10 protein-coding genes and 1 pseudogene are annotated in these 15,724 nt (G+C 57.4%); 7 read left to right on the top strand and 4 right to left on the bottom strand.

The genetic code is table 11. The features are described 5' to 3' along the window. Positions 1 to 88: 88 nt before the first annotated feature. Both BJF91_RS04995 and melA read right to left on the bottom strand, forming a co-directional pair. Entirely contained in the window at positions 89 to 2,176 is a 2,088-nt protein-coding gene (locus BJF91_RS04995; protein WP_075613370.1) for an ABC transporter substrate-binding protein, read from the bottom strand. 113 nt (positions 2,177 to 2,289) lie between these two features. Further along, entirely contained in the window at positions 2,290 to 3,756 is a 1,467-nt protein-coding gene (gene melA, locus BJF91_RS04990; protein WP_075613369.1) for an alpha-glucosidase/alpha-galactosidase, read from the bottom strand. Between the two features lie 198 nt (positions 3,757 to 3,954). Between melA and BJF91_RS04985 the strand changes: the two genes are divergently transcribed. Next, a complete protein-coding gene (locus BJF91_RS04985) occupies positions 3,955 to 4,857 on the top strand; it encodes an AraC family transcriptional regulator (protein ID WP_075613368.1) in 903 nt (300 codons plus the stop codon). A gap of 179 nt (positions 4,858 to 5,036) precedes the next feature. Here BJF91_RS04985 and BJF91_RS04980 read toward each other — a convergent pair whose 3' ends face one another. Further along, the gene (locus BJF91_RS04980) at positions 5,037 to 5,858 is read right to left on the bottom strand and encodes a DUF1206 domain-containing protein (protein WP_075613367.1); all 822 of its coding nucleotides are present in this window, start codon (positions 5,856 to 5,858) and stop codon (positions 5,037 to 5,039) included. A gap of 322 nt (positions 5,859 to 6,180) precedes the next feature. On the opposite strand from BJF91_RS04980, the gene BJF91_RS04975 reads away from it, so the two are divergent. The 6 genes and pseudogenes from BJF91_RS04975 (at position 6,181) to BJF91_RS04950 (ending at position 13,513) form a co-directional block, all read left to right on the top strand. After that, on the top strand, positions 6,181 to 7,218 hold the full coding sequence (locus BJF91_RS04975; protein ID WP_083943141.1) for a LacI family DNA-binding transcriptional regulator: 1,038 nt from the start codon (positions 6,181 to 6,183) through the stop codon (positions 7,216 to 7,218). 106 nt (positions 7,219 to 7,324) lie between these two features. Then, positions 7,325 to 8,557: an ABC transporter substrate-binding protein gene (locus BJF91_RS04970; protein ID WP_075613365.1), complete on the top strand. Its 1,233-nt coding sequence runs from the start codon at positions 7,325 to 7,327 to the stop codon at positions 8,555 to 8,557. Positions 8,558 to 8,666: 109 nt separating this feature from the next. Then, positions 8,667 to 9,590, top strand: a complete 924-nt coding sequence (locus BJF91_RS04965; protein ID WP_075613433.1) for a carbohydrate ABC transporter permease — start codon at positions 8,667 to 8,669, stop codon at positions 9,588 to 9,590. 83 nt (positions 9,591 to 9,673) lie between these two features. Then, a pseudogene (locus BJF91_RS04960) lies at positions 9,674 to 10,450 on the top strand (carbohydrate ABC transporter permease); the annotation flags it as partial. Positions 10,451 to 10,466: 16 nt separating this feature from the next. Next, positions 10,467 to 12,413, top strand: a complete 1,947-nt coding sequence (locus BJF91_RS04955) for a glycoside hydrolase family 127 protein (RefSeq protein ID WP_075613363.1) — start codon at positions 10,467 to 10,469, stop codon at positions 12,411 to 12,413. 11 nt (positions 12,414 to 12,424) lie between these two features. Then, a complete protein-coding gene (locus BJF91_RS04950) occupies positions 12,425 to 13,513 on the top strand; it encodes an ABC transporter ATP-binding protein (RefSeq protein WP_075613432.1) in 1,089 nt (362 codons plus the stop codon). A gap of 228 nt (positions 13,514 to 13,741) precedes the next feature. Here the strand turns inward: BJF91_RS04950 and BJF91_RS04945 are convergent, their stop codons facing one another. Then, on the bottom strand, positions 13,742 to 15,595 hold the full coding sequence (locus BJF91_RS04945; RefSeq protein ID WP_075613362.1) for a glycoside hydrolase family 15 protein: 1,854 nt from the start codon (positions 15,593 to 15,595) through the stop codon (positions 13,742 to 13,744). Positions 15,596 to 15,724: the final 129 nt, after the last annotated feature.

Genomic DNA, 15,724 nt, shown 5'->3' with positions numbered 1-15,724 from the left:
ATCTCCACCGTCGAAAGCCGCTTTGGCCATCTGTCCGCTTGTCCGGCCGCGTTTTCCACGCGGCCGGCGTTTTTCATAAGGGAGGAGATCATTTGGTCGGGCCGGGATCGCCCGGCTTTCCGGGAAGCTGCTGCGGGAAGAGTTCATACTTGCCCTGCTTGCCGGCAGCGACCCAGACCCGTTCGCGCATAATCGCGTCTTCAGCCCAGTTGAACATGTAGATCGGCGTGCCCGGCGGAATGTTGGAGAAACGCTTGTTGATGATCAACGCGCCAGGATATTCCGTCAGACCGACCGTATAGAGGTTCTGGGTGTAGAGCTTCTGGTACTGTTTCATCAGATCGGCACGCTCGGCATTATCCTGCGAGGCGATGAAACGTTTGACCAGATCGGCCATTTGCTGCTCGAAAGGAAGGATGTCCAGTTCCTTGCCCTCGGGCGCGCGATGGTTCCAACTCGTGCGTGGGCCGACAGGTGCCAGCTGCTCTGTATTCTGCACTACCGACGACAGTTCGGTGGAATTACGCCGCACGGCCCAGTCGAACCGTCCCGAGTAATGAGCAGCGTCACGTTGATTGGAGTCGAGGGCGTTTATCACCACGCGCAGCCCAAGCTTTGCCATCTGGCCGACAAGACCTTCGGCAAGGCTCTTGTCCGTCGCGTAGCCATTGTTGACGAGAAGGACGATCTCGACATCCTTGCCGCCTGCCGTCCCCTTGGGAAAGTTGACGAAGCCGTCGTTATCCGTGTCGACCAAGCCCAGCTTCTTCAACGTCGCCTTGGCTGCTTCGAGATCGTAGGGATAATAGACCGTCGATTGGCGATCGTAGAAGCTGGTGCCCGAGGACAGGCCGCCAGGATAGATTGCTGTAAAGGGACCCTTGACGAGACTGTCTCCAACAGCCTTTCGGTCGATGGCGGAGGTCACGGCCTGGCGGAATTCCAAATTGCGGTTCAGCTCGCGCACCGCCTGTTCGCGCTCATCGGGAGTGCCCCAGCCATTGGCGGAAAAGTTCATCAGAAGATTATAGCCAATCAGGCGCGGCCCGAAAGCAAGGCGTGCCGGCGCATTTGGCTCGGCCGCACGCTTCAGCGATGCGACGAAGTTTTCCGGCTGCTCGAGGTTCGAGAAATCGCCTGACCCTGCCACCGCTTGCACGTCTCGGTCGGCCCAGGTCGACAGCTTGTATTGTATCTCGTCGAGATAGGGCAGCTGCTGCCCTTTTTCATCGACCTTCCAGTAGTAGGGATTACGACGCAGAACGATGATGTCATCTGGCCGGTATGCAACCGGTACCCAAGCGCCCATGACCGGCATGTTCATATATTCCGGAGGAAAGGCATTCCTGAACTGCTCGTAGGTGTTCTTGGAGTATTTTGGATGCTTCGGCTTCAACATATGCGCCGGACCCGGGCAAAAGTTGGGGTAGGCCATGGTGTAGAGATACTGCTTGGGGAACGCAGCCTTGAAGGTCCATTCCACCGTATAGTCGTCCACCTTGCGCAGCGTCGTGCCTTCCCCAAAGGCTTCAGGCGACGCACCGCCGCCGAGCGGCGAAACATTGGGATCAATCACCGCGTCTTCCCAATAGAAGATCACGTCATCGGCCGTGAAGGGAACGCCGTCAGACCATTTCGCACCCTTGACCAGATGCATGGTCAACTTGTGGCCATCGGTCGACCAATCCCAACTCTTGGCGAGGTTCGGCAGGGGCTCGGTATCCTTGGCATCGACTTGGAACAATGGTGCCGTGCGCGTCAGGCATTCCGAGAGAGCGATGTCGATACCGCCCCAGCCTTGGCTTTGTCCTGCGATATAGTTCCAGCCTTCGGGGCGCCCACCGATCACGTGGCGCATAGTGTCGCCATAGACGCCCACGCCATCCGGCATGTTGCCTGTCTTGTACACGAGCGGCTCCTCCGGCAGACGATCCTTCAAAGGTGGCAACTTGCCAGCTTTCTCGAATTTGTCTGCCATCCAGTCAGGCTCGCTATAGGAGGGCAAAGCCTTGAACTCCAGGATGGAATCACGCGCCACGTAGGTGATCTTGCCCTGGGCTGGAAGAGGCGGTGGCTCAGGGGGAGTGCTGGTCTCGAAGGCCTGAGCCTGAAGCGCAAAGATTGAAACGCTGAGACTAAGCGCCACAATTCTGCTGATCTTTCGGTGATGAAGCATACCAATTCCTCCCTTTCGACGTCACCCCCCGGTGCGCCGCTCCTCGTCATCTTATGATTGCAGAACTCCTCTTTCCGCAATCCTGATCTCGCTTGGTAGGCGGCCTCAGGTCGTCAGCCGGTAGCCTTCAGTGCGGCCTTTTCCGCCCGTAGTTCCTCAATTGATCTGACCTGGCGGCGCGCAGCACCCGCCCAATCGCGGGTCTTCACCTTCGCTTTCGACAGGCGTTCCTGGGCGCCAGGCACCGCATCGGCGTATTGCGGCAGCCAACGAGCCTGGGCCACGACCATCTCGTCCACCATTTGCCAAACTTCCTCTGGCGTGCAGACGGCGCCGACGAGCGGATCGTGCAGAACGGCGAGTTTCAGTAAATCGATGTTACCCGTCACAGCGGCATGAACCGACATGCGCTGCACGTTGATCGATGCAATGCAGGTTGCGGCAGAGGCTTCCGGTAGCGTGATGCCGGACACCATATTGATGCCGAAGCGGTCGACGAATCCTGGCGACTCGATGATCGCATCTGTCGGAAGATTGGTGATTACGCCTGTGTTCTTGACGTTGAAGTGGCCGCGATAGACCCGACCGGTCTCCAGCGCCTCCAAAATATGGCTCGCATGCTCGTTTGAGCGACGCGCCGGATCGATGGGTTTCTTGGCCTGCTCCAGAAACTGCGGAAATTCAGTTTCGAACCAGTTGCGCGTTTCGGTGGAGTACCGCAGATAGCCGCCCGTTTCTCCATGGATCCAGTCGGACATGTCGATCCAGCGGGTAATCTCGTCTGGCCGCTTGCGGTACCAGGGTAGATATTCCGAAAGATGGCCGTTGCTTTCGGTGGAATAGACACCGAAGCGTTTCAGCACGTCAATGCGCAGCTTTTCCTGCTGTGAATAGACCGGATGCGCCTCAAAGGCGGCAATCAGCTCATCCTTGCCAATTTTACGACCGTTTAGCCTGAGATCGACAAACCATGTCTGATGGTTGATGCCGGAGCAGACATAATCAAGTTCCTTGACAGACGAAGCGCCCAGCACTTCGGCAATCTGTTCCGCCCCATGCTGAACTCCGTGGCAAAGGCCGATCGTGTCGACTTTGCCATACTCGATCGCCGCCCAGGTGTTCATGGCCATCGGGTTGGCATAATTCAGAAATTTGGCGCCCGGAGCTGCCACTTCGCGGATGTCCTTGCAGAAGTCGAGGATGACAGGAATATTGCGCTGGCCGTAGAGGATGCCGCCTGCGCAGATCGTATCGCCGACGCATTGATCGATGCCGTATTTCAGCGGAATGCGAATGTCATCGGCATAAGCCTCCAGCCCGCCAACCCGCACGCAGCTGATAATATAGCGCGCACCTTCCAGTGCACGGCGCCGATCCGTAGTGGCCGTCACTTTGGTCGGCAAATTGTTGGATTTGACAATCTGCTCCAGGATCTCACGGATCATGCCCAGATTGTGCTCGCTGATATCAGTGAGTGCGAATTCGATGTCCTGAAATTCCGGTACGCAGAGGATATCGGTAAAGAGCTTCTTGGTGAAGCCAACACTGCCGGCGCCGATAATAGCAATTTTGAAACTCATTCGTCCTCTCCTCCTCTTAAAATCGGATCCAACAGAAATGCGACGCATCTTGCACGTATGGCGCGCAAATTTGCGCCGAAAATCGACTAAAGGCTCGGCCTTTATGACGATTCCAGACCTCTTCTCTCCGTTGGGCTTCTCCTTGAAAAGCGATTATGCGTATATTTCTAAACGGGAACAGAGAAGGATTATGCTTTAATGGGTAATTTTGTGCTCGATGATCTGGTGAAAGCCGGCCCGGCCATGCGCACGGTTTCCCTGCCGCGAGGGCGTCAGTCACTGCACACGATGCCGACCAGTAGTGGCTACGAAATTCGTGAGAACTGCCTGTATGATTGGGACGGCCGCAAGCGCGGGCTGGCGCCATTCACGGTCCTGCAGCACACGATCGGCGGGCGCGGTAACCTTCACTACGAGAGCCGCGCCATGCAGGTAAAACCAGGAGAAACGCTTCTGGTGGTCGTGCCGCACAATCACCGCTATTGGTTGGAAAACGGCGACCATTGGGAGTTTTTCTGGATCTCAATGAATGGTGAGGAAGCTTTGCGGATCCATCGTTCGATCCTCGCCATTACCGGCCCTGTGCTGAAACTGCAGCCGGCAACGATCGACCATCTGGCTTTTTGCTGCCACCGGCTGGTCACCGGCGGTGAGACGCCTGGAGCAGCCTCCGCTATCGCTTACGAGGCGGCTATGGCTCTCTATGACGATGTGTTTGGTTCACATCCGACCTTCGCCCAGGAATATCGCTCATTGCAGCATGTGCTCAGCCATATCGAGAACAATCTCGATCAGCGATTATCCGTAGCGGATCTCGCAAAAGTGGCAGGTCTCAGCCGGGCGCATTTTTCGCGCATCTTTGCGGCCAGCGAAGGTCTGCCGCCTGCCGAATTCGTTTTGCAAAAACGCCTACGGCGTGCCGCGAAATTGCTGACAAAGACCGCAGACTTGCCCATCAAGGAAGTCTCGGCCCTCTGCGGCTTCGACGATCCCAATTACTTTTCCAAAGTTTTCCGCCGACTTTACGGGACCAACCCAAGCGATTTTCGCACCAGCGGAATGTATGCAAGCATCAGCAGTCCGCAGCGCATTCTGGAGTGATGCCAGACAGGAGGATAGCAATGCCCTAAGATGCGAATGAGGGTGCATTGCTTTCCTTTCAGCGTATCGACCTTGCGATCACCTTCAAAGGTCGGAGCTCTTGCTGCACCACCACCCAGAGATTGGCTGCTTTTGTAATCAGCATCCGTGCCCATCGCAGATCTGCGACTGGATGAGGTTCAAATTCGTTTCTCGGAAAGCGAATGCTTTACATCGCTAACGGATGGCCCGCGCACGATGCGGTACCGTGCTTCAACAAGATTATAGATCCCGAAAGCTGCCAGTCCTGCTGCAACGACAATGTATATGGCAGCACCGAACGGGAGTTGTCTTAGCGATAATAGAGCGTCCGACATACCTCCTGCCTGCTCGGCATCAACGGTAAATCCTGCATAGGCAAAGAGAACGCCGGTGATGGCGAAAACGAACCCGCGTGCCACAAGTCCGTAGACACAGACCATGCCGAGGATCCCTTTGGTATCGGGAAGGTGCAGATATCTCTCGAATTTGCGCGTCAAACCCTTCGCGGAGGTCACGACACCGCCAACGATGAGGCCGAAGCCGATTGCCATTGCGATATAGGGTCCGAAAGGTTGCGACATAACCCACTGCGCCACGCCCTTCTCTCCGCCCCCTTCGCTACCCCTTATGCCCGAAAATGCTTGGTTGAGCGCGAAGAATGCCAGGAAGATGTAGGTGACCGCACTTCCGAGCAACGCAAGTCGGATAGCGATTGCTTTTTTGTCTCGTCCGTGGCCATCGCTGTCTGCGAGTGACTGGGCAAGACGCCAGGCAACGAAGCCGAGAAGGCCAAGCCCAATAAGACCTACCCATATTCGCCCGAACGGCTGCTGAAGCAGTTCCGAAACCGCCGATTTGGTATCTGCTTTTCCTCCCGCAACGCCGGAGAGGAGCGCTAAGCCAGCGACAAGCAAGAAGACTATGCCGCGCGCGACATAGCCTGATCTGGCAAGAAGTTCGAACTTTGACCCTTGGGGCATGGTGGCATCCTTTGAAAGATCTCAAGTGTCTAAGAACGCGCGATGCTACAAAAAGTTGTCATCGATTTCCCAAAGAGGTTCTTGTGCCAATCATTATCGGCCATCAGACCTCACGCAGGCACAGCATTGAGCCAGCTTCGTTTCATTGGCGGCCCCTTTTTTGCTGAAAGCTGCAAGGCCCCTGGGTGACTACTCCCCCAGCGCCGGCCGCTGAACGGTTGCCGAAACGCCGGATACAGCGCTCCGGCTGCAGTTTGAGAATATTTTTGAGAAAACGTTTTCTCATATTGACTAGTGCCATGGAAAAAGGTTTTCTCACGTCATAAAGCGATGGGAGGCAACGCTGGCGCAGGAACAGAAAAGTTCTCGGACGACGATCCACGACTTAGCTCGTGTTGCTGGCGTCAGCGTATCGACTGTCTCGAAAGCGTTGAACGATACCGGTCGTATGGGAGAAGACACACGGGCGCGGATCAAGCGGATTGCCGAAGAAATCGGTTTTCGTCCGAATGCGTTGGCAAGAGGTCTTTTGTCTCGCCGTTCCTTTACGATCGGATTGTTGACGAATGACACCTATGGCCGCTTTACGCTGCCGCTGATGGCGGGCGTTTCAGAGGCCTTGGTGGATAAGGGCGTGTCGGTATTTTTGTGTGCCATCGAAGATGATCCAGAGCGCGCACGCGTTCATGTGGAGGCGATGCTCGACAAGCAGGTGGATGGCATCATTGCGACCGGCAAGCGGATCGATCGGGCTTTGCCAGTCGACCTATCCAACCTTCCTGTTCCGGTCGTCTATGCTTTTACGGCAGGGCCTCCAAATAGCATCACCTATGCATCTGACGATGCGCAGGGTGCGGAACTGGCCGTGGCTTACCTTCTGTCGCTCGGTCGTACACGGCTCGTGCATATCACCGGTCCGGATATGTTCATCGCTGCGGTCGAGCGCGCTGAAGCATTCCGGAAACTCGCGGGGGAGGGGGCGCCGGTTCTGTACGGGCAATGGACGGAATCGTCAGGGCGGGAGGCTGTCCTCGATCTCTGGCGGCAAGGCGGCAGGCCCGATGGAATTTTCTGCGGCAACGACATGATTGCTCGCGGCGTGATCGACGGTTTGCGTGAATTGGGCGTGTCGGTTCCTGGCGATGTTTCTGTGGTCGGCTTCGACAATTGGGAAATCGTGGCATCCCAGTCCCGACCGCCACTGACGACGGTTGATATGAACCTGAAAGAGCTCGGCCGGCAGGCGGGGCTGACGGTACTGGCTCTCGGCGAGGGTCAGATATTGGAGCCCGGGCTCCGCAAGCTTGGCTGTTCGCTGGTGGTACGCGGCTCCTGCAGCCACGCGCCAATCGATGAATAAACAGAACATTTCCGGGACTGAGAGGGAACCGGTTTCCCGCCCGGATATGCGCAAGAACAAGACGTCAATGTTTCCGGGCTGAGGAGAGCCCGTCAAGGGAGGAAATATCATGAAGAAATTGCTTGCCACGACAGCGTTGGCAGCCCTGCTGTTCGCGCCCGCCGCATGGGCTGATACCATTCAAATGTGGGTCCGCTCCGGTATCGGTGACAGCTTCAAGGAGACGGTGAAAGCCTTCAATTCCGGCCACAAGGACAAGGTTGAACTCACCGAGGTGCCTTTTTCCGAATTGGTGCAAAAATACGCTACCGCCATTGCCGGTGGACAGGCCCCCGACGCGCTGTCGCTCGACCTTATCTACACTCCATCCTTTGCGGCATCGGGGCAGCTGGAGGACCTGACGGATTGGGCTCGGTCACTGCCTTATTTCAAGTCGCTCCCGCCGTCACATGTCCGCCTCGGCACATATCAAGATCATGTTTACGGCATGCCGCTGTCCGTCGAGACATCGATCTTCGCGTGGAACAAGGATCTCTATAAGAAAGCGGGCCTCGATCCGGAAAAGGCACCGAAAACCTGGGAAGAAATCACCGCGAATGCGGAAAAAATTCGTGCGTTGGGCAAGGATACCTATGGTTTCTACTTCTCCGGCGGCAGCTGTGGCGGATGCATGATTTTCACCTTCACCCCCCTCGTCTGGGGCGCGGGTGCAGATATCCTGTCGCAGGACGGCAAGAAGGCGACGCTTGATACGCCGCAGATGCACAAGGCTGTCGAAATCTATCGCAACATGGTCAAGAAGGATCTGGTGCCGCAGGGCGCGGCAACGGACAGCGGGACCAATTTCCTGTCGATCACCAGTGGCAAGATCGGTCAGCAGTCGCTAGGCGCGTTTTCTATCGGCACGCTTATCACCCAGCACCCAGACATTAATTTCGGCGTGACGACAATCCCGAGTGTCGATGGCAAACCCTCTTCCTTTGCGGGTGGGGACAATTTTGTCGTGACCAAGGGTACGAAGAAGTTGGAGGCGGTCAAAGGCTTCCTCGAATATGTCTATTCGCTCGAAGGTCAGAAGATCATGGCGAAGTATGGCAGCCTGCCAACTCGCGGGGATCTCGCCCAGGAAGTGCTCGCCGATCTTGATCCGCGCATGAAAGTTGGCGTCGATGCCATTGCTGTAGCCAAGACGCCCTATACCTTGCAGTTCAATGACCTGATCAACAGCGCCAACGGTCCTTGGGCCGCCTTCACGCACGCCGCAATCTTTGGCGATGAGACCAAAGCATTCTCGGATGCACAGGAACAGATGCAGCAAATCATCGACGACGCGCAGTAAACCCCCGATCCTCTCTCCCTCTCCCCGGGGGCGACTTGCGCCTCATCGGGAACCGGTCTCTGGGACCGGTTCCCGACCCTCATCCCGACGATATATGAGCTCCATGACCATGACAGTTAACCGCAAAACCGTCGAAGGACGGATGCGCCCGCCGAACAGGCGCAGGAAAGAAGCCTTAAAGGGCATGATTTTCATCGCGCCCGCCATGATCCTTGTCCTGATGTTTTTTGTGTTCCCCGTCGGGTTCACCGTCTGGATGAGCTTCCATAAATGGCCGCTACTCGGCACGCCGCAATGGATCGGGATACGCAACTACACGCGGATGTTCTCTGACCAGCGCTTCTTCGACGCTCTTGGCTTCACCGCCTATTATACGATTGTGGTGACCGTCGTGATCTTTACCTTCGCCTTTCCTATGGCGATGCTGGTTGAGCAGAAGCGGCGCGCGGTACCGGTTTACCGCACCTTCTTCTTTCTTCCAGTGGTCGTGGGTCTTGCCTCGGCATCGCTGCTTTGGACATGGCTTTCCAACGTCGATAGCGGTTTTTTCTCTCCGCTGATGGAAATGCTGGGACTGACAAGCGGTCGGGTCAATCTGCTGGCGACCTTCGATCTCGCTTTCTGGACGATCATCGCCATGGTGGTTTGGAAAATTGCAGGTTTCACCATGATCATCCTTCTGACCGGGCTGCAGTCTATCCCCACTGAACTCGTCGAAGCGAGCCGCATCGACGGCGCCAAGCGCTGGCAGCGATTCCGCCATCTAACGCTGCCGCTCATCCGCAAGACGCTGGCGCTGGCCCTGGTGTTTTCTGTCACGGGATCGATCCTCGCCTTCGACCAGTTCTACATTATGACCAGCGGTGGACCTCAGAACCGTATGATCTCAATCGTCTATTACATCGTCAATCAGTCCTTCGTGTCCTTCAATCTCGGCTATGGCGCAGCTCTGTCCATCGTGGTGCTTGTCATTCTTCTAATCTTGAGTGTCGCCCAGCTTTGGCTGTTGCGTGATAAGGGAGAGCGCGCATGACCAATGCCCGTCAAAGCTTCAAGCGTCGGCGTTTCTTCGGGAACGTCGCCTTCCACGGCAGCGCTTCCGTCCTCTCACTACTGTTTGTAGCGCCTTTCATCATAGCCTTCCTGGGCTCATTCCGGCGCGGGCAGGAGGCGTCGAACCCGCCAATTCCACCTTGGCCGACAAGCGGTTTTTCGTTGGACGCCTATCGCGCGCTTGACTCCTTCGGTGCCGGGATCTGGCAGCACACCTTTAATTCGCTCATCGTGTCGCTCGCCACGGTGGTCATTACAGTCGTCGTCAGCCTGTTTGCCGGCTACGGCTTCTCTCGCTACCGCTTTCCGTTGAAGAACGCGCTGTTCGTACTGCTGATGGCAACCTTGATGATCCCGTTTCAGTCGATCCTGACGCCGCTCTTCATCATGCTGGCGAAGCTTGGGCTCAACAATTCGCTGGTTGGCCTTGTCCTCGTCTATGTGACGCTGCAGCTGCCATTTTCCGTGTTCATGATGCGCAATGCGTTCGACGCTGTGCCGAAGGAGATCGAGGAGGCGGCGCGTGTCGACGGCGTTCGCGATCTCAGGCTCCTGACGCGGGTGCTTCTGCCGCTCGTCATGCCGGGCGCTGCGACCGTGGCGATCTTCGCCTTCCTCAACGCGTGGAACGAGTTTCTCGCGGCTCTCATCTTTCTCTCCAGCAATGACCAATACACGCTGCCCGTTTTGATGACGGCGGTGCGTGTCGGCCGGCTGGGCTCGATCAACTGGGGAGCGGTTCAGGCCGGCGTGGTGGTGATGATCATCCCCTGCCTGATCGTTTTCCTGCTCCTGCAACGCTACTACATGCGCGGCCTGACGGCCGGCGCGGTGAAATAACCTGAAGGATGTTTCGATGACTTCGAGTGACAAGCAATTTCGCCCTCTGGCCGTTCCGGCCGTAACCGTCGGTGGCTTCTGGGGCAAGTGGCAAGATGCCGTCTGCGACGAGACCGCCTCGATCCTGCTCGACCGCTGCATCGCAGCGGGCATGCTGCAGGCGATCGACGTGACGCAACCGAGCCCGGGCGTCGTCATCCCTTTTCACAGCATGAGCCCGACCATGCCGGAAACCGAGGAGAAGGCGCGGGTTTCGACGCAGATGTTCTGGGATAGCGACTTCGCAAAATCCATCGAGACCATCGCCTACGCGCTTTATCGCAAACCCAATGCCGAGCTTGAAAAGCGCGCCGATGACATCATCGATCTCTATGAGAAGCTGCAGCAGGAAGATGGTTATGTAAATTCCTGGTTCCAGCGCATCAGGCCTGGCCGCCGCTGGACCAATCTGCGGGACCATCATGAGCTTTACTGCGCCGGCCACATGATTGAGGCCGCAGTGGCCTATTTCCAGGCGACCGGCAAACGCAAATTCCTCGACATCATGTGCCGCTATGTCGACTATATGCTGACGGTTTTCGGCCATGGTGAGGATCAGTTGCCCGGCTATTGCGGCCATCCGGAAATCGAACTGGCGCTGGTCAAGCTAGCCCGTGTCACGGGCAACCAGAAATACCTGGATTTGTCGAAGTTCTTTGTCGACGAGCGTGGCACCGAACCGCATTTCTTCGATGAGGAGGCACGGCGTGACGGGCGCGAACCCAAAGCCTATGTTTTTGGCAATTATGAATACAGCCAGTCCCACCTTCCTGTCCGGGAGCAGAAGAAGGTCGTCGGCCACGCCGTACGGGCCATGTATCTTTATTCCGGCATGGCGGATCTCGCGACCGAATATCAGGACGACAGCCTGACCTCGGCGCTGGAAACCCTCTGGGACGACCTTACCACCAAGCAGATGTATATCACGGGCGGCATCGGTCCCTCTGCCAGCAATGAAGGCTTTACCGACTACTATGACCTGCCCAACGACACTGCCTATGCCGAGACCTGCGCCTCCGTCGCGCTGGTCTTCTGGGCGAGCCGCATGCTGGGCCGCGGCCCCAACCGCCGCTTTGCCGACATCATGGAGCAGGCTCTATACAACGGTGCGCTGACCGGCCTTTCGATGGATGGTAAGACATTCTTCTATGACAATCCGCTGGAATCGACGGGCAAGCATCACAGATGGAAATGGCACCATTGCCCCTGCTGCCCGCCGAATATTGCCCGCCTTGTCGCCTCCGTCGGCTCCTATATGTACGCGGGTTCCGATAAGGAGATTGCAGTCCATCTCTATGGTGAGAGTTCCGCCAGTTTTGAACTTGCGGGTGGTGCTAAGGTTCAGCTGAGCCAAAAGACGGCCTATCCGTATGACGGCGCCATCGCTCTGTCGCTTGGTCTTGCAGCGCCAGCACGGTTCACACTGTCGTTACGCATCCCCGAATGGGCGGCTGGCGCCAAGCTCGCGGTCAATGGCGAGCCACTTGATCTCTCATCGGTCGAGATTGACGGCTATGCGCGGATCGAGCGGGAATGGAAGGATGGCGATGCCGTCCTTCTGGAACTGCCGTTGGAATTGCGGCCTCTCTACGCCAATCCAAAGGTGCGCCAGGATGCCGGCCGCGTGTCTTTGATGCGCGGCCCGCTCGTCTATTGCGCCGAAGAAGTAGACAATGGCGCAGACCTCAGCGCGGTTCGCGTTGTTGATACGCCAGCAATTGCAGGCACGGCGGTTCTGAACGATCTCAATGGAGCGCTTGCGGTTGATATCGAAGTCCAGCGCAATAAGATTGAGGACTGGGGCACGACGCTTTACCGTAGCGCCCCACCCAAGGCGGAGCCCGCTAAGGTTAGGCTTGTACCTTATCATCTGTGGGACAACCGCGCGCCAGGTGCGATGCTCGTCTGGTTTCAGGCGCAATGACGGAGGCAGCCATGAAAGCCTTGGATCGGGCCAGTGCGGGCGTTCGGCTTGAAAATGTCCGCAAGTCATTCGGATCGCTCGATGTCATCCACGGTATCGACCTGGACATCAAGGGCGGCGAGTTCATCGTCTTTGTCGGTCCGTCCGGCTGTGGGAAATCGACGCTTCTGCGCATGATTGCGGGCCTTGAGGACGTGAGCGACGGCGAGGTTTCCATCGGAAACCGTGATGTGACGTATCTCGATCCTTCGGATCGCGGCATTGCTATGGTTTTTCAGTCATATGCGCTTTATCCGCATATGACAGTGCTGGAAAATCTCGGCTTTGGCCTGAAGATGGCGGGCACTCCGGCAGATGAGGTTTCCCGGCGGGTGGAGGCTGCGGCATCCATCCTCAAGATCACCCATCTACAAGATCGCCGACCGGGTCAGTTGTCAGGTGGGCAGCGGCAGCGCGTCGCCATCGGCCGCGCTATCGTGCGCGAGCCGGACGTGTTCCTTTTTGACGAGCCGCTTTCCAACCTCGATGCGGAACTGCGCGTTTCAATGCGTGTCGAAATTGCCAAGTTGCATCGTACGCTTGGCAATACGATGATCTATGTCACGCATGATCAGACCGAGGCGATGACCCTCGCTAGCCGCATCGTCATCTTGCGCGACGGCGGGATCGAGCAAGTCGGCACGCCGCGTGAGGTTTACGAAGATCCCGACAATGTCTTCGTCGCGGGTTTCATTGGCTCGCCGCGCATCAATCTCATCGAAGGAAAGTGGCTTGCCGACGGCAAAGCCCAGTTCGGAGAGGCCATTGTCACACCGGGCCTTGCTGGAGCCGTTGAAACCGCCGGACAGAAGGTCGTGCTCGGCGTCCGCGCCGAGAACATCCAGGTGTCGGATAAGCCCGGCAACACATTGAAGGCGGTGATTGATTTTGCAGAATATCTCGGTGGCACGCGTTATCTCTACTGCTTCCTGCAGGATGGCCAGGCGCTTGTCGTCGAGCAACGGGGCGGCCACGACTATTCGAGCGGCCAGACGATTTATCTCACCTTCCAGCAGGACAAGAGCTTCTTCTTTGACGGGAATGGCGCACGGCTTAGATAGGGATAGCAAAGGTTGCGCTTTCGCGGAGCCTTGGTTGATCGTGAGCCGCGCTTAGGATCAGGTGAGTTTAAGTCTAATCATTATCCGTGATTTTAATTCACTCATGGCAGGCACGCTGCCATGAGTCATCTATCCGATATGTCGCGGGAGCAGATCGCCTCGCGACTCCAGCGGCTCAGGGGGCCGCCGTGTCATTGACCGGTGTAAGGGCTTCGCCGCCGTCCGTCCCTATGGTCGCCATTCCTGCGGGCTTCTGCCGTCAAGCTCACGGTCGAGGTAGAAAGCTGCACTGATCAGTGCCAGATGGGTGAAGGCCTGGGGGAAATTGCCCATCAGGTCGGCGCGAGCGTCGAACTCCTCGGCATAGAGGCCTAGGTGATTTGCGTAGCCCAGGACTGCTTCGAATACGCGTCGTGCCTTCTTCAGATCTCCGGCCCGCGCCAGGCACTCTGCATACCAGAAGGAGCAGGCGGAGAAAGAACCTTCCTCACCGCTCAAGCCATCGTCGCTCTTGTAGCGGTAGACAAGCCCGTCGTCGGCCAGCGTCTTGCCGATTGCGTCGAGCGTCGCCAGCCATCTGGGATCAGTAGCGCTGACGAAGCGTACCAGCGGCATCAACAGAAGAGAGGCATCGAGCGTATCTCCGCCCTTGGTCTGCACGAAATGACCTTTTTCCTCATTCCAGAAATTGGTCCAGATATCGTCGTAAATCTGGTTTCGCACATCGACCCATCGGCCAAATGGAGCGGCCAGCGAGCGCTTTTGCGCGAGACGGATGGCCCTGTCGACAGCGACCCAGCACATCAGGCGGGAGTGCAGGAAGTGCTGCGGCTCGCGGCGCATTTCCCATATTCCCGCATCTGGCTTATCCCAGTGATTGCAGAGATAGTCGATGACATCACGAACGCCGTTCCAGCCGTCATGCGATATGGCATGGCCATATTTGTTGCTGAGATAGACCGCGTCCATCAACTCGCCATAGATATCGAGCTGGATCTGATCGACAGCAGCATTGCCAATCCGCACTGGACGCGCGCCGCCATAGCCTCTGAGGTGTTCGAGAGTTACCTCGTCGGGCACTTTGCCGCCATCGACGGCATACATCACGTTGAGCTGGCCGTTTGCCCCGCACTTGGTTGCCCGCTTGCCGATCCACCGCGTGAATTCCTGTGCCTCCTGCTGATAGCCCAGCCGCATCAATGCGTAGACCGTGAAGGAGGCGTCGCGGATCCAGGTGGCACGATAATCCCAATTGCGTGCGCCGCCGGCTGTCTCGGGCAATCCAAACGTTCCGGCTGCCACGATCGATCCATGGCGGCGGGAGGTCATCAGCTTCAGCGTCAATGCCGAGCGGCTAACCATGTCACGCCAGCGGCCGCGATAGGTCGATTTGGCCGCCCAGTCCTGCCAGTAGACAATGGTGGCGGCCTCGAATTCATCCATCTCCTCTATTTCGATCTGCGCATCGTCCAGCCCGGATAGAAGAAAATCCGCAGTTTCACCGGCCTTCAGGGAGGCCCGGCATTGGACGTCGTCACCGTGGGCGAGAAGCGGCATGTTGGACAGCAGCCGGATACCTTGTGCCCCCGTCGGTCTCCAGGTCGCCGCCTTGGCTTCCATCTCGGGCGCCAAGGTCTCTCGTGCGTAGTCGAAGCGCGGCGCGCAACGCATGATGAAGGAGACCTCGCCGCGCGTCACCTTCAACCGTCTGGCAACTGTGGTCGGCGTATCCGTATTGCCTTCCTTGACTGCCATGAAATCCATCAGCTCTGCGCTGGCTTTTGCGCCCATCCACCGCGTCAGGAGCACGTTGGTGTCAGGCAGATACTGCTGCACAATTCGGGCATCGGGAATGTCGGGCGCCAGTTCGAAGACACCGCCTCTTTCCGGGTCGAGCAGTGCTGCGAAAATGCTGGGACTATCGAAGCTCGGCCAACACATGAAGTCTATAGCGCCGTCCTTGGCCACCAGCGCCAATGTGGCGAGGTCGCCGATGATGCCGTGATCCGCAATACGGCGGGGCACGTGATGATCATCCTTCGGCGCATCCGCACCAGACTTGGCTTCCACTCGACGATCCATGGGATAATCCCTCAATCTGCGCTTTCGGCGGCGCCAGAAAGCATCTTTGATTTTGCGTCTATTCGTGCGCTACGGCCGGTATTGAACCAACGCCGACGCTCCGGTGAACAAGCGCCGCAGCCTCGTTGA

The organism is Gillisella taibaishanensis (genome assembly GCF_001938985.1).
Taxonomy (GTDB): domain Bacteria; phylum Pseudomonadota; class Alphaproteobacteria; order Rhizobiales; family Rhizobiaceae; genus Allorhizobium; species Allorhizobium taibaishanense.
Note: the sequence above shows the minus strand (reverse complement) of the source record. Positions and strands in the feature narration are given on the sequence as shown.

Bases quoted from the DNA above. Each gene is read 5' to 3' on its own strand.
- BJF91_RS04995 (WP_075613370.1), bottom strand. From the start codon at position 2,176: ATGCTTCATCACCGAAAGATCAGCAGAATTGTGGCGCTTAGTCTCAGC.
- melA (WP_075613369.1), bottom strand. From the start codon at position 3,756: ATGAGTTTCAAAATTGCTATTATCGGCGCCGGCAGTGTTGGCTTCACC.
- BJF91_RS04985 (WP_075613368.1), top strand. From the start codon at position 3,955: ATGGGTAATTTTGTGCTCGATGATCTGGTGAAAGCCGGCCCGGCCATG.
- BJF91_RS04980 (WP_075613367.1), bottom strand. From the start codon at position 5,858: ATGCCCCAAGGGTCAAAGTTCGAACTTCTTGCCAGATCAGGCTATGTC.
- BJF91_RS04965 (WP_075613433.1), top strand. From the start codon at position 8,667: ATGACAGTTAACCGCAAAACCGTCGAAGGACGGATGCGCCCGCCGAAC.
- BJF91_RS04955 (WP_075613363.1), top strand. From the start codon at position 10,467: ATGACTTCGAGTGACAAGCAATTTCGCCCTCTGGCCGTTCCGGCCGTA.
- BJF91_RS04950 (WP_075613432.1), top strand. From the start codon at position 12,425: ATGAAAGCCTTGGATCGGGCCAGTGCGGGCGTTCGGCTTGAAAATGTC.
- BJF91_RS04945 (WP_075613362.1), bottom strand. From the start codon at position 15,595: ATGGATCGTCGAGTGGAAGCCAAGTCTGGTGCGGATGCGCCGAAGGAT.